Genomic DNA, 20,637 nt, shown 5'->3' with positions numbered 1-20,637 from the left:
AAGAACCCCGGAGAGGGGAGTGAAATAGATCCTGAAACCGTGTGCGTACAAGCAGTAGGAGCTCGCAAGAGTGACTGCGTACCTTTTGTATAATGGGTCAGCGACTTACTGTTCGTGGCAAGCTTAACCGTATAGGGGAGGCGAAGGGAAACCGAGTCTGATAAGGGCGCATAGTCGCGGGCAGTAGACCCGAAACCGGGTGATCTAGTCATGCCCAGGGTGAAGGTCAGGTAACACTGACTGGAGGCCCGAACCCACTCCCGTTGCAAAGGTAGGGGATGAGGTGTGATTAGGAGTGAAAAGCTAATCGAACCCGGAGATAGCTGGTTCTCCTCGAAAGCTATTTAGGTAGCGCCTCATATGTATCCTCTCGGGGGTAGAGCACTGTTATGGCTAGGGGGTCATCGCGACTTACCAAACCATTGCAAACTCCGAATACCGAGACGGACTGTATGGGAGACACACGGCGGGTGCTAACGTCCGTCGTGAAAAGGGAAACAACCCAGACCCACAGCTAAGGTCCCAAATTCACTGCTAAGTGGAAAACGATGTGGAAAGGCATAGACAGCCAGGAGGTTGGCTTAGAAGCAGCCACCCTTTAAAGAAAGCGTAATAGCTCACTGGTCGAGTCGGTCTGCGCGGAAGATTTAACGGGGCTAAGCAGTGAACCGAAGCTTGGGGTGCATCGCGATAAGCGATGCGCGGTAGAGGAGCGTTCCGTAAGCCTGCGAAGGTGGATTGAGAAGTCTGCTGGAGGTATCGGAAGTGCGAATGCTGACATGAGTAACGACAATGCGGGTGAAAAACCCGCACGCCGAAAGCCCAAGGTTTCCTTGCGCAACGTTAATCGGCGCAGGGTGAGTCGGCCCCTAAGGCGAGGGCGAAAGCCGTAGTCGATGGGAAGCAGGTTAATATTCCTGCACCTCGCGTAAGTGCGATGGAGGGACGGAGAAGGTTAGGTGTACCGGGCGTTGGTTGTCCCGGGGAAAGGCGGTAGGTTTGGATCTTTGGCAAATCCGGGATCCTTTAAGACCGAGCACCGAGACGAGTCTTTTAGACGAAGTCACTGATACCACGCTTCCAGGAAAAGCTCCTAAGCTTCAGCTTACGCAGACCGTACCGTAAACCGACACAGGTGGGTAGGATGAGAATTCTCAGGCGCTTGAGAGAACTCGGGTGAAGGAACTAGGCAACATGGCACCGTAACTTCGGGAGAAGGTGCACCCTTTTTGGTGGCTCGTGCGAGCTATAGCTGAAGAGGGTCGCAGAAACCAGGCCGCTGCGACTGTTTATCAAAAACACAGCACTCTGCAAACACGAAAGTGGACGTATAGGGTGTGACGCCTGCCCGGTGCTGGAAGGTTAATTGATGGGGTCAGCCGCAAGGCGAAGCTCTTGATCGAAGCCCCAGTAAACGGCGGCCGTAACTATAACGGTCCTAAGGTAGCGAAATTCCTTGTCGGGTAAGTTCCGACCTGCACGAATGGCGTAACGACAGCGGCGCTGTCTCCACCCGAGACTCAGTGAAATTGAAATCGCTGTGAAGATGCAGCGTTCCCGTGGCAAGACGGAAAGACCCCGTGAACCTTTACTATAGCTTTACACTGAACGTTGAGTTCGTCTGTGTAGGATAGGTGGGAGGCTATGAAACTGTGGCGCTAGCTGCAGTGGAGCCATCCTTGAAATACCACCCTGTCGTGCTTGACGTTCTAACCTAGGTCCGTAATCCGGATCGGGGACCGTGTATGGTGGGTAGTTTGACTGGGGCGGTCTCCTCCTAAAGAGTAACGGAGGAGCACGAAGGTACGCTCAGCGCGGTCGGACATCGCGCACTGTGTGCAAAGGCATAAGCGTGCTTGACTGCAAGATCGACGGATCAAGCAGGTACGAAAGTAGGTCTTAGTGATCCGGTGGTTCTGTATGGAAGGGCCATCGCTCAACGGATAAAAGGTACTCCGGGGATAACAGGCTGATACCGCCCAAGAGTTCATATCGACGGCGGTGTTTGGCACCTCGATGTCGGCTCATCACATCCTGGGGCTGTAGTCGGTCCCAAGGGTATGGCTGTTCGCCATTTAAAGTGGTACGCGAGCTGGGTTCAGAACGTCGTGAGACAGTTCGGTCCCTATCTGCCATGGGCGTTGGAGATTTGAGAGGGGCTGCTCCTAGTACGAGAGGACCGGAGTGGACGAACCTCTGGTGTTCCGGTTGTCACGCCAGTGGCATTGCCGGGTAGCTATGTTCGGAAGCGATAACCGCTGAAAGCATCTAAGCGGGAAGCGCGCCTCAAGATGAGATCTCCCGGGACACAAGTCCCCTAAAGGAACCATGTAGACTACGTGGTTGATAGGTCAGGTGTGTAAGTGCAGCAATGCATTGAGCTAACTGATACTAATGATCCGTGCGGCTTGACCATATAACCTCAAGATGCTTCCTCAGAAGCATCCCTTAGCGCGACACACGTCGATCGCTCTCACTCGCTCGCTACATCACACCCTATGAGAGGCTGGCGCCCTGCCGTCCTCGGTCCAACAACCGAGAACACGCACGTGGCGACACTCCAACCGTCTCCCTGGTGAAATTAGCGCTGTGGAACCACCCGATCCCATCCCGAACTCGGAAGTGAAACGCAGCTGCGCCGATGGTAGTGTGGCTCAAGCCATGCGAGAGTAGGTCATCGCCAGGGGCTTTACCCCAAATCCCCGTCCGAAAGGACGGGGATTTTTTATTGCGCGGGAAAAAACAGCGCGACGCGAGCTGGCGATGGAAGTACGGCCGAAACCTCGCAATGGCGGATCGGCGAGGCGCTGCCCGCCCCGTACCCTCACCCCCCCCCTCTCCCGGCGGAAGAGGGGCTCGGTTCTCCCTTCTCCCGTCGCGAGAAGGTGCCCCGATGGGGCGGATGAGGCCAAACCGCTCGACCACCTCCCGCGCCGCTGTGCCGCGCGATGAGATGCGCAATGGCGCGCATCGAGACGTGTCGCATCGCAGCCCTGCGCGATGCCATGGCTGAGCGCCGGCGTTCCGATGCCGGCAGGTGTGGCGGGACTAGCGCGGTGAGTCGGGCAATGTGCTGATCGCCAGGCGCCAGGGCGGCGTGCCGTGGCCGAGCTGTTGGGCCAGGCGGGCGCAGGCGGGGGCGTAGGCTGCGGCAAGCACCAGCAGCGACTCCGCGCCCTCCGCTGCGTACGGCGTGCCGATCACGTGACCGGCTTCGCCGTTGTCCGAGCGTGCCTTGTCGAACGGCACCTGGCTGCCGACGAACTCGGCGTGGCTGCGTTCGCCGCGCAGATACGGCAGCAGCCAGTCGACGCTGCGCGCCAGCGACGCGCCGTTGGGTGCGCGCCAGTGGTAGAGGTCCTCGCCGCGTTCGGAGAACAGCAATGCCAGCGTCACCAGCGGGCGCAGGTCGTAGACGTGATAGGACAACGCATCGCGTTCGACGAAATCGATGCTGCGTCCGTCGGGCAACAGGTTGTCGGCAATCTGCTGGCGAAAGCCGGTACGGGCGTAGTCCAGCAACCGGGTGTCGTCGAGCGCGGCGCCGATCATGCCCACGGTCTTCAGGCGATGGCTATGCCAGTTGTTGGTGGCGGTCTTGCGTTTGAGATCGCGCGAGCCGATTTCGGCGTCGGCGATGCGTCGCATCCACGCATCGATGGCGCGCCGCTGTGCGTCGGGCAGGGCCGGGCGGACGATGCGGTAGGCGAAGATCGCCGGTTCCAGCCCGGTTTCGTCGATCGGGTTGCCGTTGGGCACATTGCGCGCGGCCCATTGCGCGAGCTGGTCGCCGGCCGCCAGCGCGTCCGCGCGCTCGCCGTCCAGGGCGTAGCGCAGTGCCAGCGCCTGGATCCGCGGCATGTCGCCGAGGCTGGCTTCGGTCGCCGCCTTCACCGGATCGCCGTGCAGGCGGCCGCCGGTGCTCAGGGTGTCGAGCGGATGCGCGCCCTGCGCACGCGCCGCATCGGCCAGCCGGGCCTGCGCCGCCTCGACCTGGCGCCAGGCCGGGTCGGTGGTGGCCGACGCGTGCAGTTGTTGCCATTGGTCCGCGGTCGGCCACAGCCGCTGCACTGCGGCGGCGGGCGCGCTGTGCGCCAGCGCGAGTCCGGCGAGCATCACGCCAAGAAGGGCGTGCGATGGACGAGACATGGCGATCTCCGGAGCCAGGTGGGCGAGCGTTGTCGGGCGACTGTAGGCGCGGTGCGGTGAACGGGGGATGGCCTGATTGCCAGCGTGCGCTCCGGTTTCCATATGACGAATGGACGGATCGGCGCCAGCGCGGCGTCATTCGCGACAGGCTGGTTTAGGTGAGGTGCGCCGAGTCGTTGTAGCAACGATATGCGTGTCGCCGCGAGGAGCGGGAACATGGGAGTAGCAGCGGCTTCAGCCGAGACCTGCATTCCCTGCAAGGACCGCCTGCGGTCGTGGCCACGACAGGCGTGTCTAAATCAGGCATTCCGATGGCCTTCGCGGCAGACCCATCCACGTCGCGCTTGATCACCACGTCGCTTGCGGGAGGTCGCAGCACTAGAACGGTGGCCATCGAAAACCGTGGCGATCGAATGCCTGCCGAAGCGCCAAGTCGTGCATCGTCCGCCGGAAGGGGCGCTTCGCGCTCCGGACCCTCACCCCAACCCCTCTCCCGATGGGAGAGGGGCTTTGGTCTTTCCTTTTCCCCTAGAGGTCATGGCCCTTTTCGGGGAAAGGTGTCCCAAGGGGCGGATGAGGGTACGGGCGATGTCTCATTGCGTCGGTGTGCACAACCGGCTGCGTCCACCCTGCAACGCACTGCCTTATCGCGCCCGATCCAGCAACCAGAGTTCGACGCGCTCGTTGCGGGCCTTGGCCGCGGCGTCTTCGCCGCCGACCAGCGGACGCAGTGCGCCGAGGCCGCGCACCCGTTCCACGGCGACGCCGCGTTGCACCAGGTACGCGGCGACCACGTCGGCGCGGTCGTTGCTGGCGATGGTCGGGTACAGGCGGTTGGCACTGTCCGGCGTGGCGAAGCCGATCACCGCCAGGGCGCGGCCGCGCATCGCCGGCTGCTGCATGAAGGCGACCAGTCGGTCCAGGTCCTGGGCGCTGCGCGCCTCGTACATCCCGTTGAGCGAGTGCAGGCTGAAACGCAGCGTGGTGGTCAGACGCCGGGCGCCGGCGACGGCCTGGACGTAGGCCGCGTCGGTGCGGACAGCGGCGCTCCCGCTTGGCGGTGTGCTGGGGGCGACGTCGATCGTCATGGCGATCGGACCGAGCCGGCGCACCAGTTGCTGCGCCGGCGGGCCGATCGCATACAGGGCCAGGCTGCGGCCGAGCGCCGACATCATCTGCCCGCCGTACAGGCTGTAGCGCTGGACCAACGGATAGTCCTCGCCGCGCACTGCCGCCGCGGTCGGGGCGACGGCGAGGCCGCCATCGGCGATGGCCAGGGCGCGCGTGCCGGCCGGCACCGGTGTGGTCAGCCCGACGATCGCCAAGGCGTCGGGATGGCCGACGATGGCGCGCGCGGACTCCGCCTGGTCGGCATGCAGGATTTCCGCCGACGCGTGCAGCGCCGGCAGCGCCAGGCGCTCGCGCAGGAAATCGTCGAGTCCGCCATGCACGGCGCTGCGATGGAGTGCGATCGGCAGGTCCGCACCGCCGAGTTGCGACCAGCGGGTCACTCGCCCGCTGAGGATGTCGCGCAACTGACCCACGCTCAGCATCGCGATGGGGTTGTCGGCGGCCACCAGGATCCGCGCACCGTCCAGGGCCACGACGAACTGCTGGTCCGGCGAGGCCAGGTCGCCGAGCTGCCAGGCGGCCTCGCGTTCGCGCGCGTCGGGCTGGCGCGCCAGCATCGCCAGTTCGGCCTCGCCATGCACCAGGTCGGCGAGGCCGGCGGTCGAGCCGGTGCCGGCGATCTCGACCACCAGCGGCGCATCGTCGCGCACCGCGGCGATTTCCAGCGTTGTCGCATCGACGCGACGCCGTTGCAGTTGCCGGTAGCCCATGCTCTGCAGCCACGATTCCACTAGCGCGGGCATCAGCCGCGCGCCGAGGCTGTTGGAACCGTGCACGCGCAGGCGCTCGGCCGGCTGCGCAGACGCGGACGGCAGCGCGCACAGCACTGCTGCGCCGAGCAGCAGCAGGCGCAGGATGAAACGCAACATGGGATCCCCCCTGGGATCTGGACAGGCGCGGCAGTGTTGGCGATCGGCGTGACATCGCAGTGACTGTGCGTACGGTCACGCACGCCAGCGCAGCGTCGCGGCGCGCCCTGTCTGCTGTCCACGCGCGACGCGATCGCGCGCGATGACCGCGCGCGTCAGTCCGGGGCGATACGGCGTGCGGCGGCCTGTGCCCAGCGCGCGGCGATCACCGGCGAGGTGATGCACACGGCGCTGTCGGTGACCGTGGTCACTGCGCGTTCCAGCAACTGGATGTCGGCCTCGTGCTGGCGCGCGACATGCGGATCCTCGAAGAAGATCGCGCGGTGGCAGCGCCGCTCCAGCACGCGATCGGCGATCTGCGCGTCGCCGCCCATCGGGCCGCTCTGGTAGCGGTGCACCCACTCCTGGCCCTGCGGCCAGCCGCGGCTCCAGGCCAGTTCGTTGAGCCGCTGGCCAGTGGTGCCGGTGGCCACGCGTTCGGCGAAGCGCGACAGCAGGTCGAAATGCGCGCTGGCGAACGCCAGCATCTGCGGCTTCATCGCGTCGTGGGCGATCAGCGCCAGGGTCTGCCGCTGCAGCGCGTACAGATCGTCGGCGCCACGGTCCGGCGGCAGCGCGGCGTGGATGCGCTCCATCTCCACCCAGTCGCGGGCGCTGGCCACGGTCGAAATGAACGGCTTGCCGTGGATCACGCACTGGCGCTTGAGCGCGATCGCCTCGGGAAAGATCGAGGACGGGTCGACCGGATCGATCAGGTAGACGGCGCCGTCGAGGGTGCGTTCGGCGCCTTCCAGGCCCACGACTTCGGCCACCAGCTTCATCAGTCCGCCTTCGCGGCCGAACGGGTAGCGCCTGAGGCCGGCATAGCCGTTCAACAACCCGACGCGCACGATCGCCTCGTGGGTGCGGCCGACCGCATGCAGGCCGAGCTGCAGCTCGCGGATGCCGGCTTCGCTGGCGCGCAGCCAGCGGAACAGCGCGGCATCCTTGCCCTGGTGGTGCAATCGGTTGGCGGCCAGGCCCAGGCGCATGCGTCGATCCGTGCGGGAAAGGTGCGACAGTCTGCGCCCGTCGCGGGGCCGACTCAATCGCTGCGCGATCGCCGTGCCGTCGCCGCGGACCCCGGCCTTGCCGCGGTCATTGCGTGACCTGCTGCGCGCGTACCGCCAGCACGTCCATCTGCGGCTTGTCGGCCCCGCTCTTGTCCGGTTGCAGGTTGAACGCGTAGTCGCTGCGCCACCACGCACCGCCGGCCCAGGCGGTCCAGCCCAGCCAGACGTCGCCGTTGGCGTGGACGTAGTCGAGCATGGTGTCGAGCGCGGCCAGGCAGGTGGCGTCGCTGCTGCCACCGAACTCGCCGAGGAAGCCGCGATAGCCGTTGGCGCGCAGCCATTGGGTGAACCCTTGCAGCCGCTCCGTGCCGATGGTCGTGCTGACGCAGGCGGCGCTGGTGCCGGAGGAGTCCGGATCCAGGTACTGATGCACCTCGAACGCCAGGTTGCCGGCGGGATCGTGGACCGTCAGCAACCCCTGCGCGTTGGACACGCCGTACCAGGTGCTGTTCCAGCTGTGCGCGCCGCTGAAGGCGGTGCCGGGCACCAGGATCAGATTGTCGGCGCCGGTGCCGCGGATCGCGTCGATCGCCGCCTGCGCGATGGCCGCCCAGTCGCCCGATGCCAGGCCGTTCGGCTCGTTCATCAGCCCGAACACCACGCTGCTGTCGTTGCCGAACACCAGCGCCAGGCGCCGCCACAGATCGGCCAGCGCCGCCGCCGGCACCGCGTCGCCGCCGATGCGCACGCCGTTGTACTTGGCGTAGTTGTGCACGTCCAGGATCAGCTGCAGGTCGTAGCGCTTGGCGCGCGCGACGGCGGTGCGCAGGGCGTCGAGCTGCGCGGTGTCCAGCGGGCCGTTGGCCTGCGGCTGCAGCCGCTCCCACAGGAACGGCAGGCGCACGATGTTCATGCCCTGCGCCGCGGTGTACGCATAGTCGGCGTCGGTGGGATACACATAGTCCTTGAACAGCACGCCGGGCTTCTTCGCCGAGTTGAACTCGGCACCGGCCAGGTTGATGCCGGCATAGCGCAGCGTTTGCTGCGCTTGGGCGAACGGCACGCAGACGGCCAGGAGCAGGCACAGCGCGGCGCGCTGCCGCCATTGCGGGGAGCGGAAAAAACGGGAATTGCGTGGCATGACGGATCCTTCGTGGGGAAAGAGCGGCAGGCGCCGCCGCGATGCGGCGTGCGCGGCCGTGCACCACGCTGCAACCGCCATGCCAGAGCGATCGTGGTCATCGCAAATGTGCGACGCATTGCACGTCGCAGGTCACGCGGGCGGCTCTACTCGCCCGCGTGCGCACAATCCGCTGGATGCAGCTTGCCCTGTGGGAGCGGCGCAGCCGCGACGACGCGTTCGCGGTAAAGCCCGCCTCGGCTGATCTCGCAAGAAAGCGTGAGCGCCGCTCACGGAACACGTCCCGACGTGACGCACGATGCCTATGTGTCGGCGCGCGCCACGGTGTTGTTCCGCATGGCGTCGCGCGCGTGTACCGCTTCCGGCAGCGCCACGCTCAGCGCGTGATGCGCTGCGCCCAGGGCGCGAGGATCGCCATCTGCGGACGGTCGTGGCCGTCGGCGTCGGGCTGCACGTTGAACGGATAGTCGGCGCGCCACCAGGCGCCGCCGGCCCAGTAGCTCCAGCCCAGCCACAGCGTCGGATGCTGCGCGATGTCGGCGAGCATGCCATCGAGCGCGCGCCGGCAGACCGGATTGTCGGCGGCGCCGAATTCACCGAGGAAGCCGAGGTGGCCGGTCTCCTGCAACCATCCGGTGAACGCGCGCAGGCGTTCGGCGCCGATGTCGTCGCTGACGCAGACCGGGCTGGTGCCGCTGGAATCGGCATCGAGGTATTGGTGCACTTCGAGCGCCACGCGCTGCAGCGGATCGTGCAGCGTGGCCAACGCGCTGGCGTTCGAGGTGCCGTCCACCGGCGTGTACCAGCTATGCGCGCCGGTCCACAGCGCGCCCGGCACCAGGATCAGGTTGCTGGCGCCGGTGGCGCGGATCGCATCGACCGTGGCTTGCGCGGCGTCGGCCCAGGCGGCGGGGCTGATGCCGTGCGGCTCGTTCATCAGCCCGAATACCACCGCGTTGTCGCTGCCGTAGGCGCGCGCCAGACGCTGCCACAGGTCGACGAAGGCGGCGACCGGCAGGCCGGCGCTGCCGATGAGGCGGCCGTCGTAACGCGCGTAGTTGTGGATGTCCACGATCACGTACATGCCCTGCGCCTTGGCTTGCTGCACGGCGTCGTCGATCAGCGCCAGTTGCGCCGCGTCGAGCGGACCGCGCGGCTGCGGTTGCAGGCGTTCCCAGCGCACCGGCAGGCGCAGCAGGTTGATGCCCTTGCCGGCGAAATAGGTGTAGTCGCTGCTGCGCGGATAGGTGTAGTCGACGCCGAGGACGCCGGGAATCTTCGACGGCGTGATTTCGGCGCCGGACAGGTTGACGCCGGCCAAACGCAGCGCCTCTTGCGCCTGCAGCGACGGCAATGGAACGGACAGGCACAGCAGCAGCGCCGCACGCCATGCGTGCCGCGACCGCCGACGCAAGGTGCGCGCGATCATGGTGGGTCTCCTTCGGCATCAAGGGGGAACCCGGCCGATGGAACTGCAGGCCGGGCTGATGACAACGGTGTGTGGACACCGTAGTGCATTGCCGAGGACGAGGCGATGCGTCGCAGGCACGCATGCATGGATCTGTGCCGCGATTGGCAGCGCGAACCGGTACTGGATCGCGCTGCATGCGCTGTGCCAGGCGTGCGTGTCGTGCACGCTGCACGCGTCGTGTGGTGATCGGCGAGGCGTTGCCGGCGCGCAACGCCGGCAACGGCGGCTCACTTCTTGCCGGTGATCTGACGGGCGTACTTGGACAGGATCGGCATCTGCGGCTTCTCGCTGCCGTCCTTGCCGGGCTGCACGTTGAACGGATAGTCGGGCTTCCACCATGCACCGGCCGCCCACCAGGTCCAACCGAGAATCACGTCGTCGTTCTTCTGCATGTAGCTGAGCATGTTCTCCAGCGCTTGGTTGCAGGTGGGCGTGTTGGCGGTGGCAAACTCGCCGATGAAGCCGACCTTCTTGTTCTCGCGCAACCAGCTGACGAACCCGGCCAGCTTCTCGGCACCGGCGGTGGCGCTGACGCACTCGCCCTTGGTGCCGCTGCTGTCGCGGTCCAGGTACTGGTGCGCTTCGAACGCCATGCGGTTGCGCGGATCCTTCAGCGGCTGCAGCGCCACCGCGTTGGGCGTGCCGTAGGCGGTGCTGCGCCAGCTGTGCGCGCCGGTGTAGGCGGTGCCTGGCACCAGGATCAGGTTGTTGGCACCGGCCTTGCGGATGGCGTCGATCGCAGCCTGCGCCGCGCTGGCCCAGTCGGTCGAGGACACCGCGTTGGGCTCGTTCATCAGCCCGAAGATGACGTTGTCGTCGCCCTTGAACTCCTTGGCCAGGCGCCGCCACAGATCGGCGAACACGTCGTCGGGGGCGCCCTCGCTGCCGACCAGCGCGCCGTTGTACTTGGCGTAGTTGTGCGGATCCAGGATCAGGTACATGCGGTTGGCCTTGGCCTGCTCCACCGCCTTCTTCAACAGCGCCAGTTGCGCCGGATCGAACTCGCCCTTGGCGGTGGGTTGCAGGCGTTCCCACAGGAACGGCAGGCGGATGGTGTTCATGCCCTTGCTGGCGAAGTAGGCAAAGTCGCTGGCGGCCGGGTAGGTGTAGTCCTTGTACAGCACGCCGGGCTTCTTGCCGGAGTTGAACTCGGCGCCGGACAGGTTGACGCCGGCGTACTTGAGCACGCTGCGGCTTTCGGCGGCAGCGTTGCAGGCGACGGTGGCGAGCAGCAGCGCCAGCGGCAGGGAACGCCAGCGCGGGGAACACGACGAGGAAAGCGACATGGGGGAGCTTCCTTGGGTGAGGGGAGGCGCCGACCGCGTCGGGGGAGTGCGGACGGCAGGCGCAAGCGTGCAAGGATCGCCCCCGGGATCGCCAGCCTGCACGCACCCGTGTTAGCCCGGCATTCACCTGGCGCGGACGGGGGGTGCGCGGACGTCTCCGGCGTCACCGCGCGCGCGTGGTTCAACTGCCAACAGCGGCGTGACCGTTGTCGCGTTCGCGCGTTGTTGTTGCAGCCGTCCGCGTCAGGTCGGGCGCATCGCGAGGTCGCGCAAACGGATGCGCGCACCGGATGCGCCGCTCGAGCCGCGGAGCTCGGCGAAGACATGGATCATGCGGTCTGGCGCTGCACTTTGGGCACGCAGTCATCCGCTTCGCCGACGTTGCCGTTGCCGAAGCCTGTGCCCCGGCAGCGCCGCTCAGGCGGCCGCCTGGGTCGTCACCGGCAGGCGGTTGCCGATCCACGCGGCGATGCTGGCCGCGGCATCGCGGCCTTCGGCCACCGCGGTCACCACCAGATCGGCGCCGCGGACCGCGTCGCCGCCGGCGAACAACTTGGGGTTGGTGGTCTGGTACGGCAGGCGGCCGCTGCCGTCGGACTCGCTGCCGCCGGCGAGGATGCGGCCGTTGGCGGTGCCTTCCACGCCCTGCGCCGCCAGCCACTCGGGCACGCTCGGCGAGAAGCCGAAGGCGATGATCACCACGTCCGCGTCCAGCAGCGATTCGCTGCCTTCCACCGGCACCGCGGCCTGGCGTCCGCGCGCGTCCGGCTCGCCGAGCCGGGTCTGCACCACGCGCACGCCGGCCAGGTTGCCGTCGGCGTCGGCTTCCACCGCCAGCGGCTGGCGGTTGAACAGGAAGCGCACGCCTTCCTCGCGCGCATTGGCCACCTCGCGCGCCGAGCCGGGCATGTTGGCCTCGTCGCGGCGGTAGGCGCAGGTGACCTTGGCCGCACCCAGGCGGATCGCGCTGCGCACGCAATCCATGCCGGTGTCGCCGCCGCCCAGCACCACCACGCGCTTGCCGCTCAGGTCGGGCAGCGCGATCTTGTCTTCCCAGCCGGCGATCGGCCGGCCCCAGGGATCGTTGCCGCCGACGATGCGGCTGTTCTGCACCAGGAACGGCAGCGCCGGCAGCACGCCGGGCAGGTCCTGGCCGGGCAGGCCGCCGTCGGTGTAGCGGTAGGCGCCGGTGCCCAGGAACACCGCGTCGTACTCGCCAAGCAGTTGTTCCAGGCTCACGTCGCGGCCGATCTCCACGCCCAGGCGGAACTGCACGCCCATGCCTTCGAGCACCTCGCGGCGCTTGCCGATCACGCTCTTGTCCAGCTTGAAGCTGGGGATGCCGAACTGCAGCAGGCCGCCGATCTGCTCGTAGCGGTCGTACACCACCGCCTGGATGCCGGCGCGGGCCAGGCGGTCGGCGCAGCTGAGCCCGGCCGGACCGGCGCCGATCACCGCCACGCGCTTGCCGGTGGGCTCGACCTGGCTCAGGTCCGGGCGCCAGCCGTTGTTGAGCGCGGTATCGACGATGTACTTCTCGACCGCGCCGATGGTGACCGCGCCGAACTCCTCCAGCGTGCAGCTGCCTTCGCACAGGCGGTCCTGCGGGCATACCCGGCCGCACACTTCCGGCAGCGGGTTGGTGCTGTGGCACAGCGCCGCGGCTTCCTCGATGCGGTTCTCCTGCACCAGTTGCAACCACTGCGGGATGGCGTTGTGCACCGGGCACTTCCAGCTGCAGTACGGGTTGCCGCAATCCAGGCAGCGCCCGGCCTGGTACTGCGCATCGGCCTTGTCGAACTTGCCGTACAGCTCGTTCCAGTCGCCGGAGGTGCGCAGTTCCACCGGAATGCGCTGCGGCATCTGTCGCGGCAGGTCGAGGAACTGGAAGGCGTGCTTGCGGCTCATAAGGCTGGGAATCGCGAATGGGGAATGGGGAATGGCAAAAGCCAATCTGCGTGCACGGTAGGAAACGGGGAGAACCGGGCCTTTACCATTCCCGATTCTCCATTCCCGATTCCCGGCGCCGCCATCAGGCGGCGCGGCGCAGCGACTCGGTCAACGACTCGATGCTCGCCGCCTTCGGTTTGACCAGCCAGAACTTGCCGACGTAGTCGCGGAATTCGTCGAGGATCTGCTGCGCCCAGATGCTGCCGGTCAGTTCGCGGTGGCGGCTGATCAGCTTGTGCAGGTGCTGGCGGTGGCTTTCGAAGCCTTCGGCGGAGATGCGGTGGATGTCGATCAGTTCGTGGTTGTAGCGGTCGACGAAGTCGCGGTCCACGTCGAGCACGTAGGCCAGGCCGCCGGTGAAGCCGGCGCCGAAGTTCAGCCCGACCTTGCCCAGCACCAGCACGATGCCGTCGGTCATGTACTCGCAGCAGTGGTCGCCGGCGCCCTCGATCACCGCCAGCGCGCCGGAGTTGCGCACCGCGAAGCGCTCGCCGGCGCGGCCGGCCGCGTACAGTTCGCCACCGGTGGCGCCGTACAGGCAGGTATTGCCGATGATCGCCGTGCTGCGCGCCTCGAAGCGCGCGCCGCGCGGCGGACGCACCACCAGGCGGCCGCCGGCCATGCCCTTGCCGACGTAGTCGTTGGCCTCGCCTTCCAGTTCCAGGTGCAGGCCGCCGGCGTTGAACGCGCCGAAGCTCTGCCCGGCCGAACCCCGGAAGCGCAGGGTCAGCGGCGCATCGTCCATGCCGTGGTTGCCGTGGACGCGGGCGATGGTGCCGGACAGGCGCGCGCCGATCGAACGGTCGGTGTTGTGGATCAGGAAGCGATGGTCGCCGCCGCGCTTGTGCGCGATGGCGTCGGCGAGCAGGCCGTCCATCTGCGTGGCCAGGCTGTCCGGCGATTCGTACAGGCGCTGCGCGGCGCAGTGGCCGCCGTCGTGGCGCACGTCCTTGAGCAGCCGCGACAGGTCCACGCGCACGCCTTCGCGCGGCGAGATGTCCAACTGCTGCAGCAGTTCGGTGCGGCCGACGATCTCGTCCAGCGAACGCACGCCCAGGTACGACAGCCATTGCCGCACTTCCTCGGCCAGCAGGCGGAAGAAGTTCTCCACGCGCTCGGGCAGGCCGACGAAGTGGTTGGCACGCAGGCGCTCGTCCTGGGTGGCCACGCCGGTGGCGCAGTTGTTGAGGTGGCAGATGCGCAGGTACTTGCAGCCGAGCACGATCATCGGCCCGGTGCCGAAGCCGAAGCTGTCCGCGCCCAGGATCGCCGCCTTGACCACGTCCAGGCCGGTCTTCAGGCCGCCGTCGGTCTGCAGGATGGTGCGCGCGCGCAGGTCGTTGGCGACCAGCGCCTGGTGCGACTCGGCCACGCCCAGTTCCCACGGCACGCCGGCATAGCGGATCGAGCTGACCGGGCTGGCACCGGTGCCGCCATCGTGGCCGGACACGGTGATCAGGTCGGCGCCGGCCTTGACCACGCCGGCGGCGATGGTGCCCACGCCGGCATGGCTGACCAGCTTCACCGACACCAGCGCGCTGGGATTGACCTGCTTGAGGTCGTAGATCAGCTGCGCGAGGTCTTCGATCGAGTAGATGTCGTGGTGCGGCGGCGGCGAGATCAGGCCGATGCCGGGCTTGGCGTAGCGCAGCCGCGCGATCAGTTCGTTGACCTTGTGGCCGGGCAGCTGGCCGCCTTCGCCGGGCTTGGCGCCCTGCGCAACCTTGATCTGCAGCACCTCGGCGTTGACCAGGTACTCGGGGGTGACGCCGAAGCGGCCGGAGGCCACCTGCTTGATCTTGGAGCGCTTCTCGGTGCCGTAGCGCGCCGGGTCTTCGCCGCCTTCGCCGGAATTGCTGCGCCCGCCGAGGCGGTTCATCGCGATCGCCAGCGCCTCGTGCGCCTCCGGCGACAGCGCGCCGAGACTGATCGCGGCGGTGTCGAAACGGCGCAGCAGGTCCTCGGCCGGGGCCACCTCGTCCAGCGGCGTCGGCGTAGCGGCGCGCTTGAGCTGCAGCAGGTCGCGCAGGGCGGAGGCCGGGCGCCCGTGCACCGCGGCGGCGTAGGCGTCCCAGTCGGCCTGCAGGCCGCTGCGCGTGGCGCGCTGCAGGGTCAGCACCACGTCCGGGTTGTACATGTGGTACTCGCCGCCGTGCACGTACTTGAGCAGGCCGCCCACTTCCGGCTTGAGCAGGTCGTTCCAGGCGCGCGCGGCCAGTTGCCGCGCCTCGGTGTCCAGCCGCGCCAGGCCGACGCCGCCGATGCGCGCGGCGGTGTCCGGGAAGCACAGCGCCACCACGTCCGGATCCAGCCCGACGATCTCGAACAACTGCGCGCCGCGGTAGCTGGCGATGGTGCAGATGCCCATCTTGGAGATGATCTTGGACAGGCCCTTGTAGATGCCCTTGCGGTACTTGCGGCCGATCTGGGTCTGCTCGCCGCCGCTCTTGAGCAGCAGGATGCCGCGCCGGCCCAGGTCGAACAGGGTCTGGTAGGCCAGGTACGGGTACACCGCGGTGGCGCCGAAGCCGAGCAGGCAGGCCATGTGGTGCGGATCGCGCGCGGTGCCGGTCTCGATGATCAGGTTGACGTCGCAGCGCAGGCCGACCCGCGAGAGGTGGTGATGCACCGCGCCGGTGGCCAGCAGCGCATGCGCCATCGGCCGCTCCGGCACCGGGTAGCGATCGGTCAGCAGCAGCATGACCTTGCCGTCGCGCGCGGCCTGTTCGGCCTCGGCGCAGATGCGCCTGAGCCCGGCCTCCAGGCCTTCCTCGACGCTGTAGGACAGGTCGATCTGCGCGTTGCGGGTCTGGTACTGCTCCATCTTCAGCAACTGCCGCAGCTTGCGCTGGCTGAGCACCGGCGAGTTGAGGATGACGTGGTTCACCGTCTCCGGGCCGGCATGGAAGATGTTGGTCTCCTTGCCGAGCTGGGTGGTCAGCGACATCACGCAGTCTTCCCGCAACGGGTCGATCGGCGGGTTGGTGACCTGCGCGAAGGCCTGGCGGAAGTAGTCGTACAGCGGCCGGGTGTGGCGGCTGAGCACCGCCATCGGGGTGTCGTCGCCCATCGAGCCGGTGGCTTCCTGCTCGGTCTCGGCCAGCGGCCGCAGCACCTGCTCCACTTCCTCGGTGCTGAGCTGGAACAGCTTGTGGTAGCTGCGCAGGGTGCGCTCGTCGAACGGCTCCTCGACCAGCGAGGGGTCGATCAGCTCGGTCTGCAGGTAGGTCACGCCCTGCTGCAGCCACTGCTTGTACGGGGCGCGGCCGCGGTTGATGCGGTCGATGGCGTCGGAATCGAGCAGGTCGCCGCGCTTGAGGTCGATGGCCATCATCTCGCCGGGGCCGAGCTTGCCCTTGCGGGTGACGCGCTCGGCCGGCAGTTCCCACACGCCGGCTTCGGAGGCGACCAGGAAGTGCCGGTCGGAGGTCAGCATCCAGCGCGCCGGGCGCAGGCCGTTGCGGTCGAGCATGCACGCGGCGTAGCGGCCGTCGCAGGCGACGATGCCGGCCGGGCCGTCCCACGGCTCGGTGTTGAGCCCGTAGAACTCGTAGAACGCGGCCAGGTCGGCGTCCTTGAACTCCAGCGACTGGGTGGCCGGCGGCACCAGGATGCGCAGCGCCTGCAGCAGGTCCATGCCGCCGGCGACCAGCAGCTCGAGCATGTTGTCCAGGCTCTGCGAATCGGAGCCGTGCATGGAGATCACCGGGTCGAACTCGGCGATGTCGAAGCGCGGGGTCTTCCACACCTTGCTGCGCGCCTGCGCCCAGTGCCGGTTGCCCTCGATGGTGTTGATCTCGCCGTTGTGGGCGAGCAGGCGGAACGGGTGCGCCAGCGGCCAGCGCGGCAGCGTGTTGGTGGAGAAGCGCTGGTGGAACACGATGGCGCTGGAAGCCAGGTCGTTGCGCTGCAGGTCCGGGTAGAAGGTGCTGAGCTTGTCCGGCAGCACCATGCCCTTGTAGCTGATGCCGTTGGGCGAGAGCGTGGTGACGTAGAAATCGGCGACCTCGCGCAGGCGCTGCTCGGCGCGGCGGCGCGCCAGGAACAGGGCCAGGGCGAAGGCGTCCTCGCCCTGCTCGGCGCCGGCATCGACGAACACCTGCTCGATGCGCGGCAGGGTGTCCTTGGCCAGCTGTCCGCACACCGCATCGTCGGTGGGGGTGAGGCGCCAGCCGCACGGCTGCACGTCGACGCGGCGCAGTTCCTCTTCCAGCACCTGGCGGCAGCGCGCGGCATCGTCCGCGTCGCGCGGCAGGAACACGTTGCCGGCGGCGAAGCGCGCGCCGACGCTCAGGCCGGCCTCGCGCGCCAGCGCGCGCAGGAACGGCTCGGGTTTGCGGATCAGCAGGCCGCAACCGTCGCCGGTGAGGCCGTCGGCGGCGACGCCGCCGCGATGGGTCATGCGCGACAGGGCGGCGATGGCGGTATCCACCAGCGCCCGCGAAGGTTGGTCGTCGAGTTGCGCGACCATGCCGAAACCACAGGCATCGCGCTCGTCTTGGGGGTCGTAGAGCCCGTGGCGGTTGCGGGGGGCCATGTCTGCCTCTGAAAGCGATCCGAAGGAACGCGGCGACACTCGCCCCCGCTCTCTCCTGGAGCGCTTCTTGAGGTCACCGGAATCTCGACTAAAACATAGTTGGTGCGGTGCCGCAATACACCGTTACACCTGCAACTTCAGCGCTGGCGGCGGCCGTGTCGCCGCCGCCGCGCCGGGGTCTTGGCCGAGCGCTTAGCCGCAGCGCACGCCGGTGATCTGGTTCTTCTCGTCGACCTCGATATTGAGCCGTTCGCCGTTGAACTCCATGGTCACCGCCTGGTTCGGCTTGAGCACGCGCACGCTCTTGGCGCCGGTGTCGCTGCGCGCCTGGTCCAGCAGCGCCTGTTCGGCAGCCTGGCCGACCAGCCCCTGTGCCTGCGAGGCATCGCAGGTTCCGACCGGCGGCGCGTCCGGGGCATTGGCCGGGTCCGGCGCGGCGGCCTGCTGCGCGGCGGCCTGGGCCTTGGCGGTCACCTGTTCCTGCTCGTCCGGCGGCGGCGCGCCGCAGGCGGCCAGGGCCAGCGCCAGGCAGGCCGTGCCGAGCAGGCCGACACGCGTGGACGCACGGGAGGAAAGGGGTGTGCTCATCGGGGCTCCTGATGGATGGAGGGAGGATGGGTGCAGCATAGAGCGTGTGATGCCCGTGAGACGAGTGCGGAGCGCTTGCGATGTGGTGCGAAGGCGTGCGCCCTGGCACCGCCCTGGGCCGCACCCCGCAGACCACCCCGCTCCGCATCGCGCACAGGCACCGCCTCTTGCCTCCACGTCCATGACACGCACCAGAACGTGCGCCGCGCTTTGAGACCGGCTGCGGTCATCGGCGGCGAACGGCACCGCCGATGCGCCCACGGCCGTTGTGGTGTCTGCCGGCGCGACGCACGTCCAACACCACCAGCATCGGACATGGCGCGTTCGCCACACGTTAAGCGGTGCAACGGCCCGGCATCACGCGCCGTAGCCGTTGCGCTGTCGACAATCCAGGCTCGTGGAACCGACGGCGCGGGCCGCGGTTCCGGCTTCCGGAGGTCCGATGTCCAACCCGTCCCGTTCCACCGCCGCGGCCGAGGCGGCGCGTGCCCGGCAGTCCCGCCAGGCCGCCAGCAGCGCGGGCCTGGTCTACGTCAGCGACCAGGAGCCAGGCATCGTCCGTCGCCGTGCCGGCAAGGGCTTCGGCTATCGCATGCCCGACGGCAGTGCGGTGCGCGACGCCGCCACCCTGCAGCGCATCCGCCAGCTGGCGATCCCGCCGGCCTATACCGAGGTGTGGATCTGCACGCGCGACAACGGTCACCTGCAGGCCACCGGCCGCGACGCGCGCCGGCGCAAGCAATACCGCTACCACGCCGACTGGGCGCAGGTGCGCGGCGACGGCAAGTTCGAGCGCATCGTCGCCTTCGGCCAGGCCTTGCCACGGCTGCGTCGGCGCCTGCGCCGCGACATGGCGCTGCCCGGCTACCCACGCGACAAGGTGTTGGCGATGGTGGTGGCGCTGATGGCCGAGACCCTGGTGCGCGTGGGCAACGCCGAATACGCGCGCAGCAACCGCTCCTATGGCCTGACCACGCTGCGCAACCGCCACCTGGCTTTCGTCAAGGGCGGCCGCGCGCGGCTGCAGTTCCGCGGCAAGGGCGGCCAGGAGCACGACATCGAGGTCGACGACGTGCACCTGGTCAAGCTGATCCGCGGCTGCCAGCAACTGCCCGGGCAGGCCCTGTTCCAGTACCGCGACGACGACGGCCAGCTGCAGCCGGTGGATTCGGGCGAGGTCAACGACTACCTGCGCGAGGCGATGGGCGACAGCTTCACCGCCAAGGACTTCCGCACCTGGGGCGGCACCCGCGCCGCGCTGCAGCGGCTGGCCGCGCTGCCGCTGCCGGACACGGGCGGCGAGCGCGCGCTGGCGCAGGCGCAGAACGCGGTGATCCGGGAAGTGTCCGAGGCGCTGGGCAATACCCCGGCGGTGTGCCGCAAGGCCTATATCGATCCGTGCGTGTTCGACGGCTGGCGCTGCGGTCGCCTGCACGGGCTGTGCGAGGGCGTGCGCGGCGAGCGGCAGTGGGATCTGATCACACTGAAGTATCTGGGGCGGGCACGCACCGCGGCACGCAAGGCGGCCAAGGCTACCGGCCGCACCGCGGCGAAGGCGCCGCCGCTGCGCAAGGTTGCTCGGGCCACGCGCAAGGGCGCGGCGGCGAGCGCGCAGGGCAGCGGTCATCGCGGCAAGCGCAAGGCCGCGCCCGGGGCCCGCAAGCGCGCTTGAGCGGCTGACGCTGCGTCAGCCGCGGCGCGCCGGCCCGGCGACGCGGATCAGCCGCAATAGACGGTGGTGATGTTGTTGGTCGGGCCGATCTCGACCGTCAGGCGGTCGCCGCCGGTTTCGCGGGCGCCACGGTTGGCGCTGTCCACGCCGCTGGAGGTGGCGCCGTTGTCGGTGACGCTGCTCTTGACCACCTGCACCTTGAGGCTGTCGCTGTCGACGCGGGCGCGTTCGACGGTCATGCGCGAGGCGGCCAGGCCGACCGCGCCGCGTACCTTGTCGATATGGCATTGGCCGGAGATGACGCCGTCGATCGGCTGCACCTGCGCCACCTGAGTGGTACTGCAGGCGCCGAGCAGCAGCACGGCGGCGAACGGGGCAAGGCGGGCGAGCGGGTAACGGATCATGGGGCATCTCCTTCGATCGATGGCGCGAGCCTGTCGCGGCGCATGTTTGCGCGGCATGAAGAGATCGCCCCGGTGGTTTCACCGGTCGTGGCCGCCGGCGGGGCCAGACTCGGGGTTCCCCCAGCAACCGGAGCCGATCATGGCCACCTGCGATGTCTGCGGAAACGACTACGACCAGGCCTTCACCCTGACCCAGGGCGCGCGCAGCGGCACCTTCGATTCGTTCGAGTGCGCCATCCATGCTTTCGCCCCACGCTGCAGCCACTGCGATTGCCGCATCGTCGGCCACGGCGTGCAGGCCGGCGAGCGCATGTTCTGCTGCGCACACTGCGCCCAGCACGCCGGCGTCAGCGGTCTCGCCGACCGCGCCTGAGCGACGCCTCTTCC

The 20,637-nt window shown here is 68.0% G+C and carries 12 protein-coding genes and 2 rRNA genes (1 of these 14 only partly in view); 4 read left to right on the top strand and 10 right to left on the bottom strand.

Going from position 1 to position 20,637, the window contains the following annotated elements; genetic code table 11:
* Both Q7W82_RS02325 and rrf read left to right on the top strand, forming a co-directional pair.
* Positions 1 to 2,416: ribosomal RNA gene (locus tag Q7W82_RS02325) — 23S ribosomal RNA — on the top strand (it extends 464 nt beyond the left edge of the window).
* Between the two features lie 155 nt (positions 2,417 to 2,571).
* Positions 2,572 to 2,686: ribosomal RNA gene (gene rrf, locus Q7W82_RS02320) — 5S ribosomal RNA — on the top strand.
* Between the two features lie 362 nt (positions 2,687 to 3,048).
* Here the strand turns inward: rrf and Q7W82_RS02315 are convergent.
* From Q7W82_RS02315 to Q7W82_RS02275, 9 genes are all read right to left on the bottom strand, one after another.
* Positions 3,049 to 4,149 carry an alginate lyase family protein gene (locus Q7W82_RS02315; protein ID WP_242159066.1) on the bottom strand — a complete coding sequence of 367 codons (1,101 nt, stop codon included), beginning with the start codon at positions 4,147 to 4,149 and terminating at the stop codon, positions 3,049 to 3,051.
* 644 nt (positions 4,150 to 4,793) lie between these two features.
* The gene (locus tag Q7W82_RS02310; protein ID WP_242159067.1) at positions 4,794 to 6,149 is read right to left on the bottom strand and encodes a substrate-binding domain-containing protein; all 1,356 of its coding nucleotides are present in this window, start codon (positions 6,147 to 6,149) and stop codon (positions 4,794 to 4,796) included.
* A gap of 155 nt (positions 6,150 to 6,304) precedes the next feature.
* Positions 6,305 to 7,180 (bottom strand): methylglyoxal synthase, encoded by an 876-nt coding sequence (locus Q7W82_RS02305; protein WP_242159068.1) that lies wholly within the window; start codon positions 7,178 to 7,180, stop codon positions 6,305 to 6,307.
* A 106-nt stretch (positions 7,181 to 7,286) separates the two neighbouring features.
* Positions 7,287 to 8,342 carry a glycoside hydrolase family 5 protein gene (locus tag Q7W82_RS02300; RefSeq protein WP_242159069.1) on the bottom strand — a complete coding sequence of 352 codons (1,056 nt, stop codon included), beginning with the start codon at positions 8,340 to 8,342 and terminating at the stop codon, positions 7,287 to 7,289.
* 376 nt (positions 8,343 to 8,718) lie between these two features.
* Complete coding sequence (locus Q7W82_RS02295) at positions 8,719 to 9,771, bottom strand: glycoside hydrolase family 5 protein (RefSeq protein WP_242159070.1); 1,053 nt, start codon at positions 9,769 to 9,771, stop codon at positions 8,719 to 8,721.
* A gap of 269 nt (positions 9,772 to 10,040) precedes the next feature.
* Positions 10,041 to 11,099, bottom strand: a complete 1,059-nt coding sequence (locus tag Q7W82_RS02290; protein WP_242159071.1) for a glycoside hydrolase family 5 protein — start codon at positions 11,097 to 11,099, stop codon at positions 10,041 to 10,043.
* Positions 11,100 to 11,516: 417 nt separating this feature from the next.
* Positions 11,517 to 13,007: an FAD-dependent oxidoreductase gene (locus Q7W82_RS02285; protein WP_242081562.1), complete on the bottom strand. Its 1,491-nt coding sequence runs from the start codon at positions 13,005 to 13,007 to the stop codon at positions 11,517 to 11,519.
* Between the two features lie 124 nt (positions 13,008 to 13,131).
* On the bottom strand, positions 13,132 to 17,586 hold the full coding sequence (gene gltB / locus Q7W82_RS02280) for a glutamate synthase large subunit (protein ID WP_242159072.1): 4,455 nt from the start codon (positions 17,584 to 17,586) through the stop codon (positions 13,132 to 13,134).
* A 192-nt stretch (positions 17,587 to 17,778) separates the two neighbouring features.
* A complete protein-coding gene (locus Q7W82_RS02275; protein WP_160947937.1) occupies positions 17,779 to 18,174 on the bottom strand; it encodes an I78 family peptidase inhibitor in 396 nt (131 codons plus the stop codon).
* 442 nt (positions 18,175 to 18,616) lie between these two features.
* On the opposite strand from Q7W82_RS02275, the gene Q7W82_RS02270 reads away from it, so the two are divergent.
* The gene (locus Q7W82_RS02270) at positions 18,617 to 19,846 is read left to right on the top strand and encodes a DNA topoisomerase IB (protein ID WP_242159073.1); all 1,230 of its coding nucleotides are present in this window, start codon (positions 18,617 to 18,619) and stop codon (positions 19,844 to 19,846) included.
* Between the two features lie 47 nt (positions 19,847 to 19,893).
* Here the strand turns inward: Q7W82_RS02270 and Q7W82_RS02265 are convergent, their stop codons facing one another.
* Complete coding sequence (locus tag Q7W82_RS02265) at positions 19,894 to 20,250, bottom strand: hypothetical protein (protein ID WP_242159074.1); 357 nt, start codon at positions 20,248 to 20,250, stop codon at positions 19,894 to 19,896.
* Positions 20,251 to 20,389: 139 nt separating this feature from the next.
* On the opposite strand from Q7W82_RS02265, the gene Q7W82_RS02260 reads away from it, so the two are divergent.
* Complete coding sequence (locus Q7W82_RS02260) at positions 20,390 to 20,623, top strand: hypothetical protein (RefSeq protein WP_019797504.1); 234 nt, start codon at positions 20,390 to 20,392, stop codon at positions 20,621 to 20,623.
* Positions 20,624 to 20,637: the final 14 nt, after the last annotated feature.

Origin of the sequence: Xanthomonas indica, assembly GCF_040529045.1 — a bacterium.
GTDB classification, from domain to species: domain Bacteria; phylum Pseudomonadota; class Gammaproteobacteria; order Xanthomonadales; family Xanthomonadaceae; genus Xanthomonas_A; species Xanthomonas_A indica.
This window is presented reverse-complemented; position numbering and strand designations above follow the sequence as displayed.

What these genes read in the sequence shown, in the direction of transcription:
- Q7W82_RS02300 (WP_242159069.1), bottom strand. Translation starts at nt 8,342, where the DNA reads ATGCCACGCAATTCCCGTTTTTTCCGCTCCCCGCAATGGCGGCAGCGC.
- Q7W82_RS02265 (WP_242159074.1), bottom strand. Translation starts at nt 20,250, where the DNA reads ATGATCCGTTACCCGCTCGCCCGCCTTGCCCCGTTCGCCGCCGTGCTG.
- Q7W82_RS02275 (WP_160947937.1), bottom strand. Translation starts at nt 18,174, where the DNA reads ATGAGCACACCCCTTTCCTCCCGTGCGTCCACGCGTGTCGGCCTGCTC.
- Q7W82_RS02295 (WP_242159070.1), bottom strand. Translation starts at nt 9,771, where the DNA reads ATGATCGCGCGCACCTTGCGTCGGCGGTCGCGGCACGCATGGCGTGCG.
- Q7W82_RS02260 (WP_019797504.1), top strand. Translation starts at nt 20,390, where the DNA reads ATGGCCACCTGCGATGTCTGCGGAAACGACTACGACCAGGCCTTCACC.
- Q7W82_RS02290 (WP_242159071.1), bottom strand. Translation starts at nt 11,099, where the DNA reads ATGTCGCTTTCCTCGTCGTGTTCCCCGCGCTGGCGTTCCCTGCCGCTG.
- Q7W82_RS02270 (WP_242159073.1), top strand. Translation starts at nt 18,617, where the DNA reads ATGTCCAACCCGTCCCGTTCCACCGCCGCGGCCGAGGCGGCGCGTGCC.
- Q7W82_RS02285 (WP_242081562.1), bottom strand. Translation starts at nt 13,007, where the DNA reads ATGAGCCGCAAGCACGCCTTCCAGTTCCTCGACCTGCCGCGACAGATG.
- Q7W82_RS02310 (WP_242159067.1), bottom strand. Translation starts at nt 6,149, where the DNA reads ATGTTGCGTTTCATCCTGCGCCTGCTGCTGCTCGGCGCAGCAGTGCTG.
- Q7W82_RS02315 (WP_242159066.1), bottom strand. Translation starts at nt 4,149, where the DNA reads ATGTCTCGTCCATCGCACGCCCTTCTTGGCGTGATGCTCGCCGGACTC.
- Q7W82_RS02305 (WP_242159068.1), bottom strand. Translation starts at nt 7,180, where the DNA reads ATGCGCCTGGGCCTGGCCGCCAACCGATTGCACCACCAGGGCAAGGAT.
- gltB (WP_242159072.1), bottom strand. Translation starts at nt 17,586, where the DNA reads ATGGCCCCCCGCAACCGCCACGGGCTCTACGACCCCCAAGACGAGCGC.